This is a genomic window from Streptomyces sp. NPDC048291, assembly GCF_043201715.1.
Taxonomy (GTDB): Bacteria; Actinomycetota; Actinomycetes; order Streptomycetales; family Streptomycetaceae; genus Streptomyces.
Genome location: NZ_JBICZC010000029.1, coordinates 24,800 through 45,347, shown reverse-complemented (window position 1 = coordinate 45,347; position 20,548 = coordinate 24,800). Strand labels below are relative to the sequence as shown.

The following is a 20,548-nucleotide window of genomic DNA, read 5'->3' as shown; positions in this document are numbered from 1 at the left end:
CGTCTTACGGGTGTCTTACGCGGTGCGGACAAGGGAGTCGGAGCGGCGGACGGCGTCCTAGCGTTACCGGATGCGATCCCTCCGTACTCCTCGCGTGCTGGCCCTGGTGACCACCGCACCGCTGCTGCTGGCCGTCGCGGGTCTGATACATCCCCGGCACCTGACGGCGGCGACGGCAAGTCTGTGGGCCGGCCTGCACATCGTCCTGCTGCCCGTCTTCCCGCTCCTCGTACTTGGCTTGCTGGTCCCCGTGCGGGGCAGACCGCGCCGCGACGTCGACGGGGCCCTGACGGTGATCTCCTGGGCGGGGTGCTTCTGTTTCGCCGCGTACTACTCCGGCCTGGACGCGGTGGCCGGCATCTCCGCAGGAACCGTCGTGCACCACGGTGTGCACGGGGCGGCGGGGCACCTGTTCGCCATCGGAGACCAGTTGGGGCGGGCCGGCGTGTACGGACTGGCGGTGGCCGCACTCGCCACCTGCGCGGTGTTGTGGCGACGGCACGGTGTGCGGGTGCTGCCGGGCGCCGTCTTCCTGTTCGCCGCGTGCTGGTCGTTCGTGGACAGCCACATCTTCTGGCCCAAAGGTGTGATCACGATGATCGGCTTCGCTGTGGCCTTCGTCCTGCTGGCACTGGCCGAGCCTCGGCCAACCGGGGACGCGCTAAAGCCGGAAGGGCTTGCGAACCCCTGACGTTCCAGGGCCGGGCGGCCTGCGACCGGGCGTGCGGGCCTACGGTCGGCTGCATGCTGATCCTGGTCACTGGAGGTGCGGGCTTCATCGGCTCGCAGATCGTCACCGCTCTCATCGGCGCCGGGCACGGGGTGCGTGTCCTCGACGACCTCCTGCCCACCGCGCACCGCACGGCCCCGGCGATCCCCAAGGGGGTGGACTGGCGGCACGCCGACATCCGCGACAGGGAGGCGGTGGCCGACACCCTGCGTGGCGCGGACGCCGTCTGTCACCAGGCGGCCATGGTCGGTCTCGGCAAGGAATTCGCCGACGCCCCGGACTACGTGGGCTGCAACGACCTCGGCACCGCCGTGCTCCTGGCCGGTCTGGCCGCGGCCGGCGTGCAGCGACTGGTGCCGGCCAGCTCGATGGTGATCTACGGCGAGGGGCGCTACGAGTGCACGCGGCACGGGGTCGTACGGCCCGGCCCGCGCCGGACGGCGGACTTGGAGGCGGGCGGCTTCGAGCCTCCGTGCCCGCACTGCGGCGAGCCATTGGTCTCGGGTCTGCTGGGCGGTGTCGCGGGTCTTCCGGAGGGCGGTCTGCGGGCGTACAACGTCGGCAGCGGAGATCCGCACACGGTGGGGGAGATGGCCGCCGCGCTGGCCGAGTCGTACGGCGGACCGACGCCTGTCGTCACGGGGGAGTACCGGCTGGGCGACGTCCGCCACATCACCCCCCGCTCGCAGCGGCTGCGCGACGAACTGGGCTGGAATCCGCGGGTCGTCTTCGAGGAAGACATGGCGGAGTTCGCGGCGGCGCCTCTGCGGGCGGGCTGAACTCGGCCGATTCGCGTGTGACAGGTGCAGGGGCCGGCTCCTTTCCCCGGCGCCCTCAGACAGCCGCGGGCAGGTGCACCTCGAACCGGCAGCCGCCCGGCACGTTGCTCACGGCCGCGTGCCCCTGATGGGCCTCCACGATGCCGCGCACGATGGCCAGCCCGAGCCCCGCGCCGGCCGGCGGGGTGCGGGCGTCGGTGCCGCGCCAGCCTGTGTCGAAGACCCGAGGGAGATCCTCCGGGGCGATGCCACCGCAACCGTCGGTCACCGACAGCACGACACGGTCGGCCTCACGCCGGGCCGAAACCGCGACCCTGCCGTCGGCGGGTGTCCGGCGGATCGCGTTGACCAGCAGGTTGGCGAGGACACGGGACATCTCACGGCCGTCGACCTCCACCGGCACGGGATCGACCCCGTCGCCCACGAGGCGGACACCGTGTTCCCTGGCCAGGGCGTCGACGCCGGCGATGGCGTCGCCGACCAGGTCGTAGGCCGACATCCGGGCCGGGGACAGGGCGAGCACGCCGGCCTGGATCCGGGAGAGTTCGAACAGGTCGCTGACCATGGAGCTCATGCGGCCGACCTCTGCGCGGATGCGGGTGTGGTAGACGCGCGGTTCGTCGACCATGCCGTCCTCCAGGGCCTCGGTCATCGCCTGCAGGCCCGCAAGCGGGGTGCGCAGGTCGTGAGAGATCCAGGCGACCAGTTCGCGGCGGGAGGCCTCCAGGGTCCGCTCCCGTTCCCGGGAGGCAGCGAGTTTGTCGCTGGTGGCGGCCAACTGGTGGCTGAGGCGGGCGAGTTCGGCGGTGGGCGCGGCGGCGGGCGGGGTGAAGTTGCCGTCGTCCCCGAGGACGCGGGTGGCCTCGGCCAGCTCCCGGCTTCCCTTCACGACGCTGTGGCCCAGGAGGAGAGCCACGACGAGCGAGACGACCGCGGCCATGACGCACACCATCGTCACCACCCACAGGTCGTGGTCGGACAGGAACATCGCCCACGACACGAGCATGGTTCCGGCGAGCATCGCCGCCACGGCGACGGCGGCGACCACGGCCAGGGACACGGCGACGGACCGGCCCCGCAGCACCCGCAGGGCCGACGCCCCCACCAGCCCGGCGCTCGCCGCGCCGATCGCCGCGTAGAGCGCTATGAGGAGGGTGTCACCGATCATGGCCGGCCTCGTCTTCTCGTGACTGGGGAGGAGGGTCGAAACGGTAGCCGACGCCCCACACCGTGCTGATCAGGCGAGGGCTGGCCGGGTCCTCCTCGACCTTCTCGCGCAGTCGCCGCACGTGCACCGTGACGGTCGACAGGTCACCGAAGTCCCAGCCCCAGACCCGTTCCATCAACTGCTCCCGGCTCGTGGCGTGCCCGGGATTCCGGAGGAAGAACTCCAGCAGGTCGAACTCCCGCAAGGTGAGCGTGAGTTCGCGGTCGTCGCGGGTGGCTCGCCGGGTGGCGGGGTCCAGGGCGAGCGAGCCGGCCCGCAGCCAGGACTCCTTCGTCCCGGGCCGGAGAGCCGTCGACGCTCCGGTTCGTCGCAGCACGGACTCCACCCGTAGCACCAGTTCCCGGGGACTGAACGGCTTGGTGACGTAGTCGTCGGCGCCGACCTCCAGGCCGAGGATGCGGTCCTCCTCGTCGCCGCGTGCGGTCAGCATGATCACCGGGAGTGGTCCGGCCGTCCGGATGCGGCGGCAGACCTCCAGCCCGTCGATGCCGGGCAGCATCAGGTCCAGCACCACAAGATCGGGTGGTCGGGCGGCTGCCTGGGCCACGGCGGTCGGGCCGTCGTCGGCCACTTCGACGGCGAACCCCGCCCGGTCCAGATATCCGGCGACGACCTCGGAGACGGTCGGGTCGTCGTCCACGACGAGTACGCGTTTCACCCCACCGAGTCTCACACCGGGAGAACGCCGCGGACGGAGACCGCGAGCGACGTCAGCGATCTGTAAGAACACGAAGTCTGTTATGCGCCTTTTGTGTTCGTAGAGTGAGGGACGTGATCGAGACCCCCCCTTCTTCCGTGGACGTCGTGCTGCCCTGCCTCGACGAGGCCGAGGCCCTGCCGTGGGTACTGGAGCGAATCCCGCCGGGCTGGCGGGCGATCGTCGTCGACAACGGCTCCATGGACGGTTCCCCGGACATCGCCCGCGGCCTGGGCGCGCACGTGGTGCACGAGCCGCGGCGCGGCTTCGGCGCCGCCTGCCACGCGGGCCTCACCGCCGCCACGGCCGACGTGGTCTGCTTCTGCGACTGCGACGCCTCCCTGGATCCCGCACTGCTGCCCGGCGTCGCCGGCGCCGTCCTCGACGGAACCGCGGATCTGGTGCTCGGGCGCCGTCGGCCCACCGCCCGCAACGCCTGGCCCGTCCATGCCCGGCTGGCCAACCTGGAGCTGGCCCGTCTCATCCGTCGCCGCACCGGTCTGCGTCTGCACGACCTGGGCCCGATGCGCGCGGCGCGCAGGGAGGCACTGCTGGCCCTGGGCCTGACCGACCGCCGCTCCGGCTACCCGCTGCAGATGGTGGTCCGGGGCGCCGACGCCGGCTGGCGGGTGACGGAGACCGACGTGCCCTACCACCCGCGTACCGGACGCTCGAAGGTGACGGGCACCTGGCGCGGCACCTGGCACGCCGTGCGCGACATGCGGGCCGTCCTCGCCGAGCCGCCGGCCGCCGCTCCGGCCCGCGGCCCGCAGGACATGCGAGGTGCGCTGTGAACTCCCGTGCCACGGTAGCGAGTTCGACCACCCTGCTGGTCATCGCCAAGGAGCCGGTGCCCGGCCGCGTCAAGACCCGTCTCACTCCGCCCTACACCCCGCAGGAGGCAGCCGCCCTGGCCGAGGCCGCGCTGACCGACACGCTCCACACGATGCTCCGGGTCCCCGCCCGGCGCCGGATCCTCGTCCTCGACGGCACCCCCGGTCCCTGGCTGCCGACCGGATTCGAGGTCGAGCCCCAGGCATCCGGCGGCCTCGACGAACGCCTCGCCGCTGCCTTCGAACTCTGCGACGCCGGCCCGGCGCTCCTGGTCGGCATGGACACCCCGCACCTCACCCCCGATCTGCTGATCGGCGTCGGCCGCGACGGTCACGACGCATGGTTCGGCCCGGCGACCGACGGCGGGTTCTGGGCCCTCGGCTTCGCCGACCCGTCCCGCGCCGGGGCCCTCGTGCGAGGTGTTCCGATGTCCACCGACCGCACCGGGGCCGTTCAACGCCACCGGCTCGTGGAGGCAGGACTGACCATCGGCGACCTGCCCCTGTTGCGCGACGTGGACACCGCCGCCGACGCTGCCTCGGTGGTCGCCTGCTGCCCGCCCGGATCCCACTTCGCCGCCGCTCTCGCCTCGCTCGCGGAGACCGCCCGATGAGCGGCACGGTGTCCCGGACGTCTGCAGCCGTCACAGGTCGCACCGAGCCGGTGGAGCGAACCAGGCCGGAACACGTATTCCTGGACGCCAAGCTGCTTTCCCCGTTCCGTGGGCCTGCCCACTGCCTCGATCTCCGCACGCCTGTCGGCCCGGGGGAGACCTGGACGGACGACCTCTACGGCCACGCCCTGCGCACCGGCCGAGGCCCGTTGTTCCTGCGCCGCATGACATCTGACCCCGACCAGCCCGACGAAGGGCTGCCCTTGGACGTGGAGCGCTTCTGCGCCGCACCCGACGCCGCCGACAGGGGCGTACTGCACCGCTGCTCCGGACCGGTCCTGGACGTCGGCTGCGGTCCGGGGCGCCTGGTGACCGCGCTCGCCCGCCTGGGCATACCGGCGCTCGGAGTGGACGTCAGCCCGGCTGCCGTCGTCCGGACCCGCCGCCACGGCGGATCCGCTCTGCGGCGGTCGGTCTTCGACCGGCTGCCCGGCGAAGGACACTGGGGCACCGTCCTGCTGATGGACGGCAACGTCGGCATCGGTGGCGACCCGGTGGCTCTGCTCGCCCGCCTGCGTGACCTGCTCCGGCCCGGCGGGTGCCTGCTGGCCGAGGCGGATCCGCAGGACGTGGACGAACGTCTCGTCGTCCGTGTCGAGGACGGTGACGGCCGGCACGGACGCCCCTTTCCCTGGGCCCGCGTCGGTACCACCGCGCTGCTCGGCGCCGCAGACGTCGCCGGCTGGATCCCCACCGGCCGGTGGACCAAGGACGACCGTCACTTCCTGGAACTCCGGCGCCCGCACACGCGGCTCGACTTCGTACCTCCTCCCGCGTCGTGCGGAGGGCCGGCCCGCCGATGACCGACGTAGTCACCTCGGACCGGCGAGATCCCGCGCCCTCGCCCGCACACCCCACCGCGCGCAGCACACGCCTGCGGACCGCCGTGACCGCGGTCCTTCTCGCGGCCCTGACCGCCGTGTTCGTCCTCACCCTGCAGGCCGGCGACAACAAGAGCGCCTCCGGTCGGCTGCTGGCCGGATACGCCGTGGCCTGGACCCTGTTCGCCGCCGCCGCGTGGACGGTACGCACGGTCCCGGTCCGCGCCGCGACCGTCCTCGTGCTCATCGGCTCGGCCGCGGTCGCTGTGGCCGGGCTCACCGCGCAACCGCGCACCAGCAACGACATGTACCGCTACGCCTGGGACGGCCGCGTCCAGGCCGCCGGGATCTCCCCCTACGCCTATCCGCCCGCCGCAGCCGAACTGGCCCACCTGCGTGACCAGTGGCTTTTCCCCACGCAGGAGACCTGCGAGGGCTGGGGGCTCACGCACACCGGCAGCGGCCTCTGCGTCCGCATCAACCGGCCCACCGTCCCCACCATCTACCCCCCTGTCGCGGAGGGCTGGTACCTCGCCGTGCACACGCTGTCTCCACCGGACAGCCGCCACAAGCCGCTCCAGGTGGGTGGTGCCGTCCTGGCCTTCGGTACGACGCTCGTCCTGCTCCGCGTCCTGCGTCGGCGCGGTGACCCGCGGCGGGCTCCGGCCCGGGCCGCGCTGTGGGCCTGGTGCCCGGCGGTCGCCCTGGAAGCGGTCAACAACGCCCACATCGACACCCTCGGTGTCCTGTTCCTCGTGCTGGCGCTCGGCACCGCCACCGCGGGAACCCGCCGCGGTGCGTTGCTCGGCGCCGCGATCGCCGTGAAGCTCCTGCCGGTACTCGCCCTGCCCGGAGCCCTGTCCGGGCATCACGGCCCGGCTCGGGTGCTGCGCGTCGTCGGGGCCAGCGTCGTCACCGTGGCGCTCGCCTACGTGCCCTATGCCGTCGCCTCCGGCGCGGGGGTCCTGGGCTATCTGCCGGGCTATCTCCATGAGGAGGGATACGAACCCGGCGACGTGCACCGCTTCGCCCTGCTGCGGCTCCTGCTGCCGGACGCGGCCGCCGGGGCGGCCGCGGCAGCGCTGCTGGTGCTGACCGGCCTGTACGTGTGGTGGCGCGGGGACCCGGACCGCCCCTGGCGCGGTGCCCTGCTGGTCACAGGCACAGCTCTGCTCCTCTTCTCGCCGAGCTACCCGTGGTATTCCCTGCTCGTGATCGCTCTGGTGGCCATGGACGGCCGCTGGGAATGGCTGACCGTCACTCTCGCCGGCACCGCCCTGTACCTGGCAGGGCCTCTCCTGCCCGGCTTCCCCGTGCAAGCCTGTGCCTACGGCGCCGCGGCAGCCTTCGTCATCACCGGTGCGTACCTGCGCTCCCGCGGGGGTTCGCCGCGGCGTGCGGACTGACGGATGCACCACTGTCGTGCTCCGGGACGCGGATTGCGGTCGTGTCTGTCGCGCCGGACCTGGGCGATCCCGCCCCATGCCGGGAACCGGAGTTCCCCGGCCGCGGCTGCCGGAAGAGCCATGCGGGTGGCACCGTCCAGCTCCCTCCAGACCCCGCGATCGGTGACCGGAGGAACCGGAACCCGCCGCGCGGCGTGCCGCAGTCTTTCGCCAGACTCATTGTCGGTGTGGGGAGATCGAGATATCACAACCAGCTCTGCGCCGAATGGACGCTGGTCGGCCTCCGGCTCCTGGGCGGCTCACGCCTCGGCGACAGCGGTAAGTGCCGGTCATTTGGGAGCGTGCTTCGTCTCCCCGCTCAAGCCTTGACGGGCGTGCCAACCAGGTGCGGAGGTACGGCGAGGTCAACGCCCGCGCGGAGGCGCACGATTCCCGAAAGGTCACCTCGGTTACATACCGAGGCTACGACGTCGATCAGATTGAGATATGCGGCCGATGCGAGACCGGACTGCGGCGCCGTCATACGACCCCACGCATCGGTGGGCAGCATCTCCAGCTTTCCGAGCGCTGCCAGATCCCGGACGACGTCGGCACTGATCTCCGCTGAAGCGCCCGCGCCGAAGATGTCAAGCCCTATGGGCGACCTTCCCGGCGATCGGCTTCTGCAGAGTTGCCACGCCTCACCAGCCGTGACGAACTCAATCGACGCCTGGCCGGAACGTCTGTCCGATCCGCTGATCGCCGGGAAGAATTCCATGCGTATCCAGCGTCCGTCGGACTCGCTCCACCACTCCGTCGTCCAGTGCGTGCGGGGCTCCTTCCCGCTGATCGGAGCGAGATATCCGCACCGCACACGGGTGGCGTACCCCTGCGCACGCAACATGGAACAAGCCAGGACGGCAGAGTGACGGGTGGTGCCCACCACCCGGACTTCAAGCGGACGCCATCGCTCAAGACGCTCCGGCCAGAGTTCGGTCAGAATAGCAAGTAGATCACGGACTGGCCGCACGCCCTGCTCTTTGATTCTGTTCTCGGGAATGCCCGCTGCGATGGCCTCCTGGGGCGAGACGACCAGATTCTGTGCAGACGCGCAGATCGACAGAGGATCGCGGGGGAGACCGTCGAGCAAACCGTGCTGATGCCGAGTGAGGCGAGTAATCGGACTCTGCTGGGCGTAATCAATTGTTTCGTTGACCACGGATGCCCCCCTTTGGTGCTTTCCGTGTCGGGTGCTGTGCGTACTGACTGTGCGGGCGCCACGCAGGGAGACGAATGACGAAATCCGGCCTTGAGCCAACAGCCAAGATCGCTCAACAAGCTCCTCTTCGAGTGGTTGGCCCGGGGTTGACTGGCCTGCGGCATCGGCTTCAGTTCGAGACAAGCGTCGCGGTTCTGCAGGTGGAGCGGAAGGGCACGAGACGTCATGTCAGACTCCCGTAAGGACCGCCGTCAGCCCGCGCCTCGTCGGCAACAGGGGCGACACGCACGGTGGTCGAGCCGGTCTGGTCAGCAGCGATCCCGCCCGAGCGGCAGCGTGGGGAGTACTCCCCGTCGCTCCCAGGGCAGGACCTGGACCGCATCCGGCACTGTCTCTGACCTCAACACAGCCGAACGCTCGCTCCGTCAGACGATCGACTTCACGGGCTGCTGCTCCCGAACAGTGCAAGTCGTTCCCAGGGAGGTTGCGGATGCCGTCGACTGTCTGCCCGCATCCCGCATCCGGGGTGACCTCCGTGTCGTCGGTGGTACCGCCGTCCGGAGTGAGCACCGCATCGACCCGCCTGCGGGCGATCGGTATCTCCTGCCACTCCTGCTCCTCGTGCCGCGGCCGGCTCGGTCTGGACACGGTCGGCTTCCCCGAGCAGTTCCTCGACTCGACGGCGAGCGGCGACCTCGTGCTGTACCGGCAGCCCGACAAACGACGGGATCCGCGATCTCCCGGGCACCGACGGTCCGACAGGGCCCAACTCCCCCGCAATCAGAGTCTCTATGTCTGACCTGCGAAAACGCCGCCCCAAGGTTTGGTACGCCAACAGTTGCTGAGGCAACATCACGCGGAGATCATCGGTAGGACCGGAAGTACCTGTGCCGGACCTGAGGAAGTCCTGCCGGATGTCGATATCGTCACCGGAGCCCGAGCCGCTCATCAGGCTCCTATGGCGCGCACAACTGGTTTCGGATGGCGGCGATGGCCGGCTTCAGCACGCGGGACGAGACCGCCGGGATCAGTCCGGCGCAGGTGACGCTGCTCACCCAACTGGCGCCTCAGGGTTCGAGCATCGCCGAGTTGGGCGCGGCGCCTCGGGGCGAGTGTGCCCACGGTGCACCAGTGGGTTCATGAGCTGATCGCCCTCGGTGTGGTGACGCTGGAACCCCACCCGTCGTCGGCCCGGACGAAATTGGTGCGCCTGACCGACAGCGGGCAGCAGCAGCGTCACAACTTGTCCAACCCGTGCGGACCGTCGCCTGTAACGGCCAAGGCGCCTGTAATGATCGGGATCACGGGGATACGCACCGCACCTGCCGGGGTGGCCGACTTCCATTAGGTCCTGACTGATCCCCCCTGCTACTGGGGCGAACGTGACCTTCGGTCGCTGCACCTTCTGGCGCTGGTGCAGGAGTTCGGTTCCACCTGCTTGGTTGCCCGAGCCGAGGATGGAATCCATGGGTAGATCTTCGGGTTCGTCACCCCTGACGGCACCGGGTACGTGCATCTGATCGCCGCACGGGACGACGCCCGTGGCACCGGTCTCGGGCGTCGTCTGTACATAGCGTTCGCTGAAGCCGCGAAACGTCACGGTGCACGGCAGTTGAAGGCGATCACGCCAATCGAGAACACCGGCTCAAACGCCTTCCGTCGCAGCCTCGGCTTCGACACGAAGATCGTCGACGACTACAACGGCCCAGGCCGGGCTATGGCCGTCTTCCACCGAGATCTGCCGCTCAATGTCTCGTGGCCCTGACAAACCGGCCGTCGCTGGTAATTGCTCCCCAGGCCGTAAGGCTCAGGCATTCCAGCGGGGTCGCCCACACCCATTGACGGACGCTCCTACCTCGGCGAGTCGCGACAGGCTAGTTGCCGAATGCAACGGCGATAACGCTCCTGCCACGGAGCCGTCAAACGGTGACAGGAATGTGAGACACGAGCCCCCGCAGGGAGCAATAAAGCCCCTCCGGCCTGGTCATTTTGCTTGATCACTAGAATTCGATCCTGGACTGCATCCGCGGCACCCGTGGACGGCTTCCGTTCGCGCACACACCACAGCCCCCAGCCGGCCGCGCGCGAAAGCACCGCCCTGATCTTGCCCGCGCTGTCCACGGCCGAGGTAGTCATCTTGCGGCCGTGCCGCATCCGGGCCGCGTCCACCGTGCCATTCGCCCGGCGCACACGGAATGCTGGGGGCCATGGTCCCGCAGTCATCTTCTGATGCCACTCCCTCTGCCGCCGAGGTGCTGCACGAGCGGTACGCGAGGCGTCTTCCAAGACGCCCTGGAAGACCTCGGAGGGCCGGAGCACGGGCCCGTCGAGCTGCCGCTCCACATCGTCTCGACGACGTGGTCGGCACCAAAGTCCGGGCGCTGGCCGACCGCGCGGCGCCCCGCGACTTCGTCGATGTCCGGGCGGCGGCCCGCGGGCACACGATCGCGGATCTGGAGATGCTGGGGAGCCGGCACGGCCGCGGGGACTTCCGCCTCTACGACCTCCATGACCGTCTCGGAACCGCGCAGTGGATCGACGACGCCGAGTTTGAGGCTTACGGCCTGTCCCAGAAGGAGATCTCGGAACTGCGGCAGTGGGCCCAGGAATGGGTCAGCGACCTCGAGCAGTGGCTGAGCACGGGCATGGACGACGACCTCGACGGCTGACCGGGACCGGGGACGACTCAGGCGGGCATCAGCCGAAGACGCTTCACCGACTCCGAGCTCCGAGGACCTCAACGAGGTCCACCACTGCCACGACTGCCAGACCGACGACTGCGAGTACCGCGACCAGCGGAACTGGACGCAGACCCCACCATGCGAACCCTGGCTCACGTCTCCGGCCGCAAGTTGGCGGCTCTCAGTGTGCTCCAGTCGGGCACCGAACGTGCAGAACGAACGCCGACGCTGCCCTGGGCCGCGAAAGGATGGGGAGGGCGAACGGCAGCGTCGCACGACCAGGCCCAGCAAGGCGGGACCGGTGGCGACCTCTCCCGGACCGGCGTGGTGGGCCTGTGCAGCGGCGGGCTCCACCACACCCGCCGTGTCCAGTTCGGCCGCAGCGGGCCGCGAACCAGCCGTCAGGTCGTATGTTCCATCGCCTGCCTCCGCTCTGGTACGAGGGTGCACAGCGGACACCCGCCAGTGCGGAAGACTGATCACGCGGAGACGGAACGGACGAGGAGGCCGGCGCATGACACGCCCGATCACGGCAGGGGTCGACGGTACGGAGGAGAGCCTCGCCGCTCTCGACTGGGCGGCCCGGGAAGCGGTCCGCCGGGGGCTCCCGCTGCGGGCGGTGCACGCCTGGCGGTACGAGGAGCACGAGGCGCTCGGCGGTGACCGGGAGGCCCAGCGCGGGTGGGTGTCCGACGGGGTCGCCGAGTCGGTGCGGACCGTCACCGGGCGGTATCCGGAGCTCGCGGTGAGCGTCGACGTGGTGGAGGGCGGCCCGGTCGAGGTGCTCGCCGACGCGGCGGCCGGGGCCGAGCTGCTGACCCTGGGCTCGCGCGGGCACGGCCGGGTCGTCGGCTTCCTGCTGGGCTCCGTCGGACAGCAGGTGATCGCCGGGGCCGCCCGCCCCGTGGTCCTGGTGCGCGCCGGTGACCGGCCCAGCGCGGAGGCCGCCGGACGGGAGATCGTCGTGGGCCAGCAGGGCGCCCCGGAGGACAGCGCGGCAGCCCTGGAGTTCGCGTTCGAGACCGCGGCGGCCCGGGGCGCGACGGTCCGGGTGGTGCGGGCCTGGACCCTGCCGCCGGTCTTCGCCTACAGCCCGGGTTCTCTGAAGCTCCTCGACGAGGCCGGCGGCATGGAGCCCTACGAGAAGAAGGCGCTGGCCGAGGCGGTACGGCCGCTGCGCGAGCGGTTCCCGCGGGTGCCGGTGGCAGAACACGTGGAGATGGGCAGCGCGGGGCAGGTGCTGCTCTCGGTGGCCGGACGGGCCCAGCTGATGGTCGTCGGGCGGCGCGCCCACCGGACGGCGGTCGGCGCCCGCATCGGCTCGGTCGCGCACGGGGTGCTGCACCACGCCGACTGCCCGGTGGCCGTCGTCCCGCACGACTGACCCGCGCGCCGGTCCGGCCGGGCTCACTCCGGGGTGACCGGCTCCAGCGTCTCCCTCGCCTTGGGCAGCACGTTCTCGATGTAGTCCTCGACCGCCTTGTCCAGGCCTATGTCGTGCTGTGCCCGCTCGGACAGGTACCAGCGGTGTTCGAGCAGCTCGTGGTAGATCTCGGCCGGGTCCATCGAGCCGCGCAGCTCCAGCGGCACGGCCCGCACGGTCGGGCGGAAGACGTCCCGCACCCAGCGGTGGGCCAGCACCTCGGGGCGGGCGGCGAGCGGGTCGCCCGGGGCGTAGTCGTCCTGGGTGGCCATCCAGCTCTCCAGGTCGTTGAGCAGCCGCCGCGCCTGGTTCTCCTCGGCGTCCAGGCCGGTCAGCCGCAGCAGCTGGCGCTGGTGGTGCCCGGCGTCGACGACCTTCGGCACGAACGTGACGGAGTCGCCGTTGGAGGAGTGCTCGATCTGCATCTCGGCCACGTCGAAACCGAGCTCGTTGAGCCGCCGGATCCGGCGCTCGATGTACTGGTACTTGCCGGCCGGATACACCGAGGTCCGGGTCAGCTCACCCCACAGCTCGCCGTACCGGGTGCAGATCTCGAAGCCGAACTCGATCGGGTCCAGGGAGGGATGCAGCGCCCCCGAGGCCTCCAGGTCGAGCAGTTCCCCGCTGATGTTCACCCGGGCCAGGTCGAGGTCGTACTCCCGCTGCCCGTTGCTCAGCTGCGGGTGCAGGTCGCCGGTCTCGGCGTCCACCAGGTACGCCGCGTAGGCGCCCGCGTCCCGCCGGAACAGGGTGTTGGACAGCGAGCAGTCGCCCCACGCGAACCCGGCCAGGTGCAGGCGGACCAGCAGGACGGCCAGGGCGTCCATGAGGCGGTGCATGGTGGCCGGGCGCATGGTCGTCTCGAACATCGAGCGGTACGGCATCGAGCCGCCCAGGTGCCGGGTGACCAGCACCGACTCCAGGGGTTCGCCCGCGGTGTCGGTGCGGCCGGTGATCACGGCGAGCGGGTCGACCGCGGGGATGGCGAGCCGGTCCAGGTCGCGCAGCAGCTCGTACTCGCGCAGCGCCGGGCGCTCCGCCAGCTCCTTCACCGCGATGACCTCGCTGCCGGCCCGGGCGTAGCGCACCACGTGCCGGGAGATGCCTCGGGGGAGCGGCACGAGGTAGTCCTCGGGCCACTCCTCCAGCGGGACGTCCCAGGGGAGTTCGAGCAGGAGCGCCGGGTGCTCCGGATTGGTGGCGTTGATCTGCAAGGCCATGGGACGAACCTTAAGGCCGGCGGGTTACGAGGCCAGCTCCCGGGCCCGGTCGGCGGCGGCCCGCACCGGACCCCGGTGCAGCGGGCCGTGTCCCGGCAGCAGGGCGTCGCCGTCCAGGGCGGCGATCAGCTCCAGCGAGGCGACGGCCCGGGCCCGCTCGTGGTGGAACATGTCGGGCAGCAGCTGCGGGCCCTCGATCCGCGAGGTGCGGTGGCCGCTGACCAGCGCGTCCCCGGAGATCACCAGACCGGCGTCGGGCAGGTGGTAGACGGTGTGCCCGTCGGTGTGGCCCGGGGTGTGCACCGGGACCGGACGGCCCGGCAGGTCGAGGGGGCCGTCCGCGACCGGGAACGCCTCGGGCGCCTTGACCGGGTGCTGCTCGGTGCCGCCGACCCGCAGCACGTGCACCAGCCACGGCACCACACCCGGCCGCCAGGCGTTCTTCAGCACATCGCCGACGGCCACCTGCTGGAGGTAGTCCCGCCGGGCGTGCGGCACCTCGGCCTCGTGCAGAAGGACCGGCGTGCCGTGGGCGTCGCGCAGGTACTCGGCCGAGCCGAGGTGGTCGTTGTGCGCGTGGGTGATCAGGACGGCCGCGACCGCCTCCGGCGAGCTGCCCACCTCCGCGAGGGAGCCGAGCAGCCCCTCCCGGTCGCCGGGGTAGCCGGTGTCCACCAGCGTGACGGCGTCCCCGTCCTTGAGGATCACCCAGTTGGTGTGGTGCCCGTGCACCAGATAGGTGCCCGCACCGACTTCATGTACCTCAGCCCGCATGATCTCCCCGGCCCGCCCGCTCGTGCAGTTCGAAACGGAGGACAGCCAACCACATGAAGGCGGACACCGGTTGACGGGGATCCGGGTCAGCGCACCCCGTGCGGCCGGAACTGGACGCTGATCCGCGGTCCGGCGGCCCGGGCCGTCTTCGGCACGCAGTGCTCCCAGGTCCGCTGGCAGGAGCCGCCCATCACGATCAGGTCGCCGTGGCCGAGCGGGCGCCGGACCGAGGGGCCGCCGCGCAGCGGGCGCAGCAGCAGGTCACGGGGTGCGCCCACGGAGAGGATCGCGACCATGGTGTCCTCCCGGGCGCCCCGCCCGATCCGGTCGCCGTGCCAGGCCACGCTGTCCCGGCCGTCGCGGTAGTAGCAGAGCCCGGCCGTGCTGAACGGCTCGCCCAGCTCCTCGGCGTAGTGCAGGGTGAGCGCCTCGCGGGCCTCGGTGAGGACGGGGTGGGGGAGCGGGTCGGTGGCGCCGTAGAAGGCGAGCAGGCGCGGTACGTCCACGACGTTGTCGTACATCTGCCGGCGCTCGGCGTGCCAGGGGACGTCCGCCGCCAGCTCTTCGAACAGCGCGTCGGCGCCGCTCAGCCAGCCGGGCAGCACGTCGATCCAGGCACCGGAGCCCAGCGCCGTCCGGCCGACGCCGTCGAGGGTGCCGAGCCGCAGCTCGTCGGTCTGGTCGAACAGGGAGCCCTGGAGGTGCGTGGCCATGAGCCAAGCGTACTCCGTAATCGAAAATCTGTTCCTATTCGATCTCCGGCGGGTCCACGAGGGCCGGGTCCACGAGGGCCGGGTTTGCGACGGGCTCTTTCGATGCACCGATGTATTCGATACATTCGCGTATCGAACGGAGGTCGGCACATGGCGGTGGACGGCGGTGCGCACCGGCGCGTGACCCGGCGGCGGGTGCAGACCCGCGCCCGGCTGCTCGACGCCGCGTTCACCGTGTTCGCCGCCAAGGGCTTCGGCCGGGTCTCCATCGAGGAGGTCTGCGAGGCCGCCGGGTTCAGCCGGGGCGCCTTCTACTCCAACTTCGCCACCCTCGACGAGCTGTTCTTCGCCCTCTACCGCGAACGCGCCGACCTCATCGCCCAGCAGGTCGCCGACGCCCTCGCCGGCGACGGACCCGACCTGGACGTACCGGCCTCCGTGGACCGGGTCACCGACGTGCTCCTTCTCGACGTGGACTGGCTGCTGGTGAAGACCGACTTCCTGGTGCACGCGGCCCGTGACCCGGCCGTCGCCGAAGCCCTCCTCGACCACCGCGCCCGGCTGCGGCTGGCCATCGCAGACCGGCTCTTCCGGGCCCGCGGCCACGCCCCGCTCCCCGCCGTCCTCGGCGGCGTCGAGGACGCCGCGCACGCCGTGGTCGCCGCGTACGACGGAGTCACCACCCAGTTGCTGCTCGACAAGGACGTGGACCGGGCCCGTGCCTGGCTCAAACAACTGCTCACCGCGCTGCTGACCGACGGCAGCACCCGATTCGGATAAGAAGGAAGGGCGACGCCATGGACGCGGACGTCATCGTCGTCGGAGCCGGCCTCGCCGGCCTGGTCGCGGCGCACGAACTCACCAGCAGGGGCAGGCGCGTCGCCCTGGTCGACCAGGAGAACGCCGCCAACCTCGGCGGCCAGGCGTTCTGGTCCTTCGGCGGGCTCTTCCTCGTCGACTCGCCCGAGCAGCGCCGCCTCGGCATCAAGGACTCCCTCGACCTGGCCTGGAACGACTGGCAGGGCAGCGCCCAGTTCGACCGCAAGGACGACGAGGACTCCTGGGCGGTGCGCTGGGCCCGGGCCTACGTCGAGTTCGCGGCCGGGGAGAAGCGGCCCTGGCTGCAGAGCCACGGCATCAGCCTGCTGCCGACCGTCGGCTGGGCCGAGCGCGGCGACCTGCGGGCGGACGGGCACGGCAACTCCGTGCCCCGCTTCCACGTGGCCTGGGGCACCGGCACCGGCGTGGTCGAGCCCTTCGTCCGGTACGCCAGGCAGGCCGCCCGCGACGGACTGCTCACCTTCCACCACCGCCACCAGGTCGACGAACTCGTCATCGAGGACGGCGAGGCACGCGGGGTGCGTGGCACGGTCCTCGCCCCCGACGACTCGGCGCGCGGCGTCGCCTCCAACCGCGACCGCATCGGCGACTTCGAACTCACCGCCCAGGCCGTCGTCGTCACCACCGGCGGCATCGGCGCCAACCACGACATCGTCCGCCGCTACTGGCCCGAACGCCTCGGCACACCCCCCGCCGAGATGGTCACCGGCGTCCCCGCCTACGTGGACGGCCGCATGCTCGACATCAGCGCCGGGGCCGGCGTCCGCCTAGTCAACCGCGACCGCATGTGGCACTACACCGAGGGCATCCAGAACTGGAACCCGATCTGGCCCGGCCACGGCATCCGCATCCTGCCCGGCCCCTCCTCCATCTGGCTCGACGCCCTCGGCCGCCGCCTGCCCGACCCCTGCCTGCCGGGCTACGACACCCTCAGTACCCTCAGGCACCTGCGCACCACCGAGGACATCGCCGGGTACGACCACTCCTGGTTCGTCCTCACCCGCAAGATCGTGGAGAAGGAGTTCGCGCTCTCCGGATCCGAGCAGAACCCCGACATCACCGCCAAGGACCGCAAGGCCGTGCTCCGCGACCGGCTGCTCGGCAAGGGCGCGCCCGGCCCGGTGCAGGCCTTCCTCGACCACGGCGCGGACTTCGTGACCGCGGGCTCGCTGGACCAGCTCGTCGAGAAGATGAACGGCCTCACCGACAAGGCGCTCCTCGACGCGGCCGAGGTGCGCCGCCAGATCGTCGCCCGCGACCTGCAGATCGGCAACTCCTACAGCAAGGACTCCCAGGTCCAGGGCATCCACAACGCCCGCCGCTACATCGGCGACCGCCTCGGCCGGGTCGCCACCCCGCACCGCATCCTCGACCCGGCCGCCGGACCGCTGATCGGCGTCAAGCTGCACGTCCTCACCCGCAAGACCCTCGGCGGCATCCAGACCGACCTGGACTCCCGCGCCCTCGGCGCCGACGGGCAGCCGATCGGCGGGCTCTACGCGGCCGGCGAGGTGGCCGGCTTCGGCGGTGGCGGTGTGCACGGCTACAACGCGCTGGAGGGCACGTTCCTCGGCGGCTGCCTGTTCTCGGGGCGGGCGGCGGGACGGGCGGCGGCGAAGCAGACCACCTGAGAGGTGTGCCGGAGGTGCCGCGAGGTGCCGTCGTCGTCCGCGGCGCCGTCGTGGCTGGTCGCGCAGTTCCCCGCGCCCCTTCGGGCGCGGGGCCGACCTGGCTCACGTGGCGAGCAGTCGCGCCAGTACCGTGGCGTGGCTCTCGTCCGGGGTCTTGGAGGCGGTGAGGAGGGTCACCGGCCCCTCGTGCACTGACTTTCGGAGGCCGTCGAGGAGTTCGGCGGCCTCGGGGGCGGCCAGTTCCGCCTCGTAGCGGCCGACGAACTCCTCGTACGTCCCGCCCGCGTGGAACCAGCGGCGCAGCTCGTCCGACGGCGTCAGCCCCTTCGGCCACTCGTCGACGTGCGCGACCTCCTTGGACAGCCCGCGCGGCCACAGCCGGTCCACCAGGACGCGCACCCCGTCCGCCGGCTCGGGCGACTCATAGATCCTGCGCACGCGCACGCTCACTGTCGATGCACCTCTCGGCTCGCTGACGGTGCCGCGAGGGTAAGCGGCGGCCCCGCCCCACGGGCTGCCGACGCGGCGCGGCTTGACCAGAATGAGGGGGAAACGCGGACACCCCCGCGCCTACTCTGTGGGCCACTGATCATCGGCCACCCCCCTAGGAGTCCATGTGCAGGGCGCAAGCAGACGTACCGCAGTCCTCCGCCGCGAGGCCGTCCTCGGCACCGTCCCGGTCGCCGTGGCGGCCCTGCTGGCCGCCGCCGGAACGGCCTCGGCGAGCACGGTCGGCGCCGCGGGCGCGGGCGACCCGTACTTCCCGCTCAGCGGCAACGGCGGCTACCACGTCAGCCACTACGACCTGACGCTCCGCTACGACACCTCCTCCCGGCACCTCGACGGCAAGGCGGTCCTCACCGCCCGCAGCACCGAGAGGCTGACCCGCTTCGACCTCGACCTCAGCGGCCTGAAGGTCACCCGGGTGACCGTCGACGGCCGGACCGCCCGTTTCAGCCGCACCGGGCAGGAACTCGTCGTCACGCCGGCACGGGTGCTGGCGAAGGGCCGCGACTTCCGGGTCACCGTCGCGTACAACGGCACGCCCAAGCAGGTCACCGACCCCGACGGCTCGGCCGACGGCTGGATCCGCACCGACGACGGCGCGTTCGTCGCCGGGGAGCCGCAGGGCGCGATGACCTGGTTCCCGGCCAACAGCCACCCCAAGGACAAGTCGTCGTACGACTTCACGATCACCGTCGCCAAGGGCCGCACCGCCGTCGCCAACGGCGTCCTCGTCGCCCAGCACACGTCCGGGAGGAGCACGACCTTCCGGTGGCGGCAGGCCGAGCCGATGGCCGCGTACCTCGCGACCGCCACGGTCGGCACGTTCAAGGTGCAGCAGTACACCACCCGGGACGGGATCAAGGTGTACAACGCGGTCGACCCGCGCGAGGCGAGCGGGTCGGCGGCCGTGCTGAAGAAGCTGCCGTCGGTGATCGAGTGGGAGAGCAAGCTGTTCGGGCCGTACCCGTTCCGGTCCGCCGGGTCGATAGTCGACCACGCGCCGAGCGTCGGGTACGCGCTGGAGACGCAGGGCCGGCCGATCTACGACTCGGCGCCGGATCTGAGCACGCTCGTGCACGAGAACGCCCACCAGTGGTTCGGCGACTCCGTCTCCCTCACCGCCTGGAAGGACATCTGGCTCAACGAGGGCTTCGCCACGTATGCCGAGTGGCTGTACAGCGAGCAGCACGGGGGCGACAGCGCGCAGAAGACCTTCGACGCGCTGTACGCGAAGCCGGCGAGCGACGAGCTGTGGGAGTACCCGCCGGGGGATCCGGGCAGCGGGAAGAACATCTTCGGTGAGCCGGTGTACGCGCGGGGCGCGATGGCCCTGCACGAGCTGCGGAAGGCGGTCGGGGATCCGGTGTTCTTCCGGATTCTGCGGGCGTGGGCCTCGGAGCACCGGTACGGGCACGGGACCACCGCGGAGTTCGTGAAGCTGGCGGAGGCGCAGTCGGGGAAGGATCTCGGTTCGCTGTTCCAGACGTGGCTGTACAAGAAGGGCAAGCCGTAGGGGTGGTTGTTCGGGTGCCGGCCGGTGGGGGTTGCTCGCGCAGTGCCCCGCGCCCCTGAGGGGGCGCGCTGTCGCTGATGGGCGTCAGAAGCTGACGAGTTTCTTACATTCGTCGGCCAGGGTCGGTCGCATGATCCATCGCAGAACTGCTGTTGCCCTTTTCGCCGCCTCCCCCCTTGTGCTCTCCGGGTGCGGGGGAGGCGCCGAGGCCGCGCCGCGTCGGTCGGGGGACGACCGGGCGGCGCGGGTGACGGCTTCCCCCACACCGGACGAGAGCAACAGCCCGCGGCCCAGCGGCATACCCGGGCTCGGGCCGAAGACGACGGCCGCGATACCCGGGCGGGCGGAGCAGGTCGTCGTCGCCCGCGGGCGGGGCAGGAACTCGCCGGTGTCCTCCGTCACCCTGTACGAACGTGACGACGACGTCTGGCAGCCCGGCGTCAGTTGGCCCGCGCACAACGGCCGGGACGGCTGGAGCGAGCACCACATGGCCGGGGATCTGCGCTCGCCCGTCGGCGTGTACGGGCTCACCGACGCCGGGGGCCTGCTCGCCGACCCGGGGAGCAGGCTGCCGTACCACCACTCCTACGGCTTCACCTCGCCCGGCACCGGATTCGAGGGCGAGCCGCTGGAGGGGTCCTTCGACTACGTGATCGCCGTCAACTACAACCGGGAGCCGGGCACGTCACCGCTCGACTGGACCCGGCCGATGGGCGCGAAGCGGGGCGGCGGCGTGTGGCTGCACGTCGACCACGGCGGTCCGACGCACGCCTGTGTCAGTGTCGCCAAGGCGCACATGAAGGAGGTGCTGCGCACCCTCGACCCGGGCCGGCATCCCGTCGTCGTCATGGGGCACGCCGACTGGCTCGCGCAGTAGACG

At 71.3% G+C, this 20,548-nt stretch carries 20 protein-coding genes and 1 pseudogene; 14 read left to right on the top strand and 7 right to left on the bottom strand.

From position 1 onward, the window contains the following. Positions 1 to 70 precede the first annotated feature (70 nt). Positions 71 to 691, top strand: coding sequence for a hypothetical protein (locus tag ACGF5O_RS48070; protein ID WP_393816291.1), 621 nt, complete (start codon positions 71 to 73; stop codon positions 689 to 691). A 53-nt stretch (positions 692 to 744) separates the two neighbouring features. Then, the gene (locus ACGF5O_RS48065; protein WP_393816290.1) at positions 745 to 1,509 is read left to right on the top strand and encodes an NAD-dependent epimerase/dehydratase family protein; all 765 of its coding nucleotides are present in this window, start codon (positions 745 to 747) and stop codon (positions 1,507 to 1,509) included. A 55-nt stretch (positions 1,510 to 1,564) separates the two neighbouring features. Here ACGF5O_RS48065 and ACGF5O_RS48060 read toward each other — a convergent pair whose 3' ends face one another. Then, a complete protein-coding gene (locus ACGF5O_RS48060; RefSeq protein WP_393816289.1) occupies positions 1,565 to 2,677 on the bottom strand; it encodes a sensor histidine kinase in 1,113 nt (370 codons plus the stop codon). Next, the gene (locus ACGF5O_RS48055) at positions 2,667 to 3,395 is read right to left on the bottom strand and encodes a response regulator transcription factor (protein ID WP_393816288.1); all 729 of its coding nucleotides are present in this window, start codon (positions 3,393 to 3,395) and stop codon (positions 2,667 to 2,669) included. The genes ACGF5O_RS48060 and ACGF5O_RS48055 overlap by 11 nt, the downstream gene beginning before the upstream one ends. Positions 3,396 to 3,511: 116 nt before the next feature. On the opposite strand from ACGF5O_RS48055, the gene ACGF5O_RS48050 reads away from it, so the two are divergent. The 4 genes from ACGF5O_RS48050 to ACGF5O_RS48035 all read left to right on the top strand — a co-directional run bounded on the left by ACGF5O_RS48050 (position 3,512) and on the right by ACGF5O_RS48035 (position 7,168). Further along, complete coding sequence (locus ACGF5O_RS48050) at positions 3,512 to 4,228, top strand: glycosyltransferase family 2 protein (RefSeq protein WP_393816300.1); 717 nt, start codon at positions 3,512 to 3,514, stop codon at positions 4,226 to 4,228. Next, complete coding sequence (locus tag ACGF5O_RS48045) at positions 4,225 to 4,881, top strand: DUF2064 domain-containing protein (protein ID WP_393816287.1); 657 nt, start codon at positions 4,225 to 4,227, stop codon at positions 4,879 to 4,881. The genes ACGF5O_RS48050 and ACGF5O_RS48045 overlap by 4 nt, the downstream gene beginning before the upstream one ends. Before the next feature lie 224 nt (positions 4,882 to 5,105). Continuing rightward, positions 5,106 to 5,744 (top strand): class I SAM-dependent methyltransferase, encoded by a 639-nt coding sequence (locus tag ACGF5O_RS48040; RefSeq protein WP_393816286.1) that lies wholly within the window; start codon positions 5,106 to 5,108, stop codon positions 5,742 to 5,744. After that, positions 5,741 to 7,168: a glycosyltransferase 87 family protein gene (locus ACGF5O_RS48035; RefSeq protein ID WP_393816285.1), complete on the top strand. Its 1,428-nt coding sequence runs from the start codon at positions 5,741 to 5,743 to the stop codon at positions 7,166 to 7,168. Before ACGF5O_RS48040 ends, ACGF5O_RS48035 begins: the two co-directional genes overlap by 4 nt. A 358-nt stretch (positions 7,169 to 7,526) precedes the next feature. Here ACGF5O_RS48035 and ACGF5O_RS48030 read toward each other — a convergent pair whose 3' ends face one another. Continuing rightward, positions 7,527 to 8,366 carry a transglutaminase domain-containing protein gene (locus tag ACGF5O_RS48030; RefSeq protein ID WP_393816284.1) on the bottom strand — a complete coding sequence of 280 codons (840 nt, stop codon included), beginning with the start codon at positions 8,364 to 8,366 and terminating at the stop codon, positions 7,527 to 7,529. Between the two features lie 562 nt (positions 8,367 to 8,928). On the opposite strand from ACGF5O_RS48030, the gene ACGF5O_RS48025 reads away from it, so the two are divergent. The 4 genes and pseudogenes from ACGF5O_RS48025 (at position 8,929) to ACGF5O_RS48010 (ending at position 12,431) form a co-directional block, all read left to right on the top strand. Further along, on the top strand, positions 8,929 to 9,165 hold the full coding sequence (locus ACGF5O_RS48025) for a hypothetical protein (RefSeq protein WP_393816283.1): 237 nt from the start codon (positions 8,929 to 8,931) through the stop codon (positions 9,163 to 9,165). Positions 9,166 to 9,717: 552 nt separating this feature from the next. Continuing rightward, positions 9,718 to 10,131: pseudogene (locus ACGF5O_RS48020) on the top strand (GNAT family N-acetyltransferase). 592 nt (positions 10,132 to 10,723) lie between these two features. Then, entirely contained in the window at positions 10,724 to 11,035 is a 312-nt protein-coding gene (locus ACGF5O_RS48015; protein ID WP_393816282.1) for a hypothetical protein, read from the top strand. 526 nt (positions 11,036 to 11,561) lie between these two features. After that, positions 11,562 to 12,431 carry a universal stress protein gene (locus ACGF5O_RS48010; protein ID WP_393816281.1) on the top strand — a complete coding sequence of 290 codons (870 nt, stop codon included), beginning with the start codon at positions 11,562 to 11,564 and terminating at the stop codon, positions 12,429 to 12,431. 23 nt (positions 12,432 to 12,454) lie between these two features. Here ACGF5O_RS48010 and ACGF5O_RS48005 read toward each other — a convergent pair whose 3' ends face one another. The 3 genes from ACGF5O_RS48005 to ACGF5O_RS47995 form a co-directional block, all read right to left on the bottom strand. Beyond that, positions 12,455 to 13,690 (bottom strand): DUF4032 domain-containing protein, encoded by a 1,236-nt coding sequence (locus ACGF5O_RS48005; protein ID WP_393816280.1) that lies wholly within the window; start codon positions 13,688 to 13,690, stop codon positions 12,455 to 12,457. A 24-nt stretch (positions 13,691 to 13,714) separates the two neighbouring features. Further along, a complete protein-coding gene (locus tag ACGF5O_RS48000) occupies positions 13,715 to 14,464 on the bottom strand; it encodes an MBL fold metallo-hydrolase (RefSeq protein ID WP_393816279.1) in 750 nt (249 codons plus the stop codon). Between the two features lie 86 nt (positions 14,465 to 14,550). Continuing rightward, a complete protein-coding gene (locus ACGF5O_RS47995) occupies positions 14,551 to 15,177 on the bottom strand; it encodes an alpha-ketoglutarate-dependent dioxygenase AlkB (protein WP_393816278.1) in 627 nt (208 codons plus the stop codon). A 150-nt stretch (positions 15,178 to 15,327) separates the two neighbouring features. Between ACGF5O_RS47995 and ACGF5O_RS47990 the strand changes: the two genes are divergently transcribed. Together ACGF5O_RS47990 and ACGF5O_RS47985 are read left to right on the top strand one after the other, a co-directional pair. Further along, the gene (locus tag ACGF5O_RS47990) at positions 15,328 to 15,957 is read left to right on the top strand and encodes a TetR/AcrR family transcriptional regulator (protein WP_393816277.1); all 630 of its coding nucleotides are present in this window, start codon (positions 15,328 to 15,330) and stop codon (positions 15,955 to 15,957) included. Positions 15,958 to 15,974: 17 nt separating this feature from the next. After that, complete coding sequence (locus ACGF5O_RS47985) at positions 15,975 to 17,648, top strand: FAD-binding dehydrogenase (protein ID WP_393816276.1); 1,674 nt, start codon at positions 15,975 to 15,977, stop codon at positions 17,646 to 17,648. 102 nt (positions 17,649 to 17,750) lie between these two features. On the opposite strand, the gene ACGF5O_RS47980 is transcribed toward ACGF5O_RS47985, so the two are convergent. After that, positions 17,751 to 18,098 (bottom strand): DUF488 domain-containing protein, encoded by a 348-nt coding sequence (locus tag ACGF5O_RS47980; RefSeq protein ID WP_393816275.1) that lies wholly within the window; start codon positions 18,096 to 18,098, stop codon positions 17,751 to 17,753. A 166-nt stretch (positions 18,099 to 18,264) separates the two neighbouring features. On the opposite strand from ACGF5O_RS47980, the gene ACGF5O_RS47975 reads away from it, so the two are divergent. Beyond that, positions 18,265 to 19,668, top strand: coding sequence for a M1 family metallopeptidase (locus ACGF5O_RS47975; RefSeq protein ID WP_393816274.1), 1,404 nt, complete (start codon positions 18,265 to 18,267; stop codon positions 19,666 to 19,668). A gap of 130 nt (positions 19,669 to 19,798) precedes the next feature. Further along, positions 19,799 to 20,545 carry a L,D-transpeptidase family protein gene (locus ACGF5O_RS47970; RefSeq protein ID WP_393816273.1) on the top strand — a complete coding sequence of 249 codons (747 nt, stop codon included), beginning with the start codon at positions 19,799 to 19,801 and terminating at the stop codon, positions 20,543 to 20,545. Positions 20,546 to 20,548: the final 3 nt, after the last annotated feature.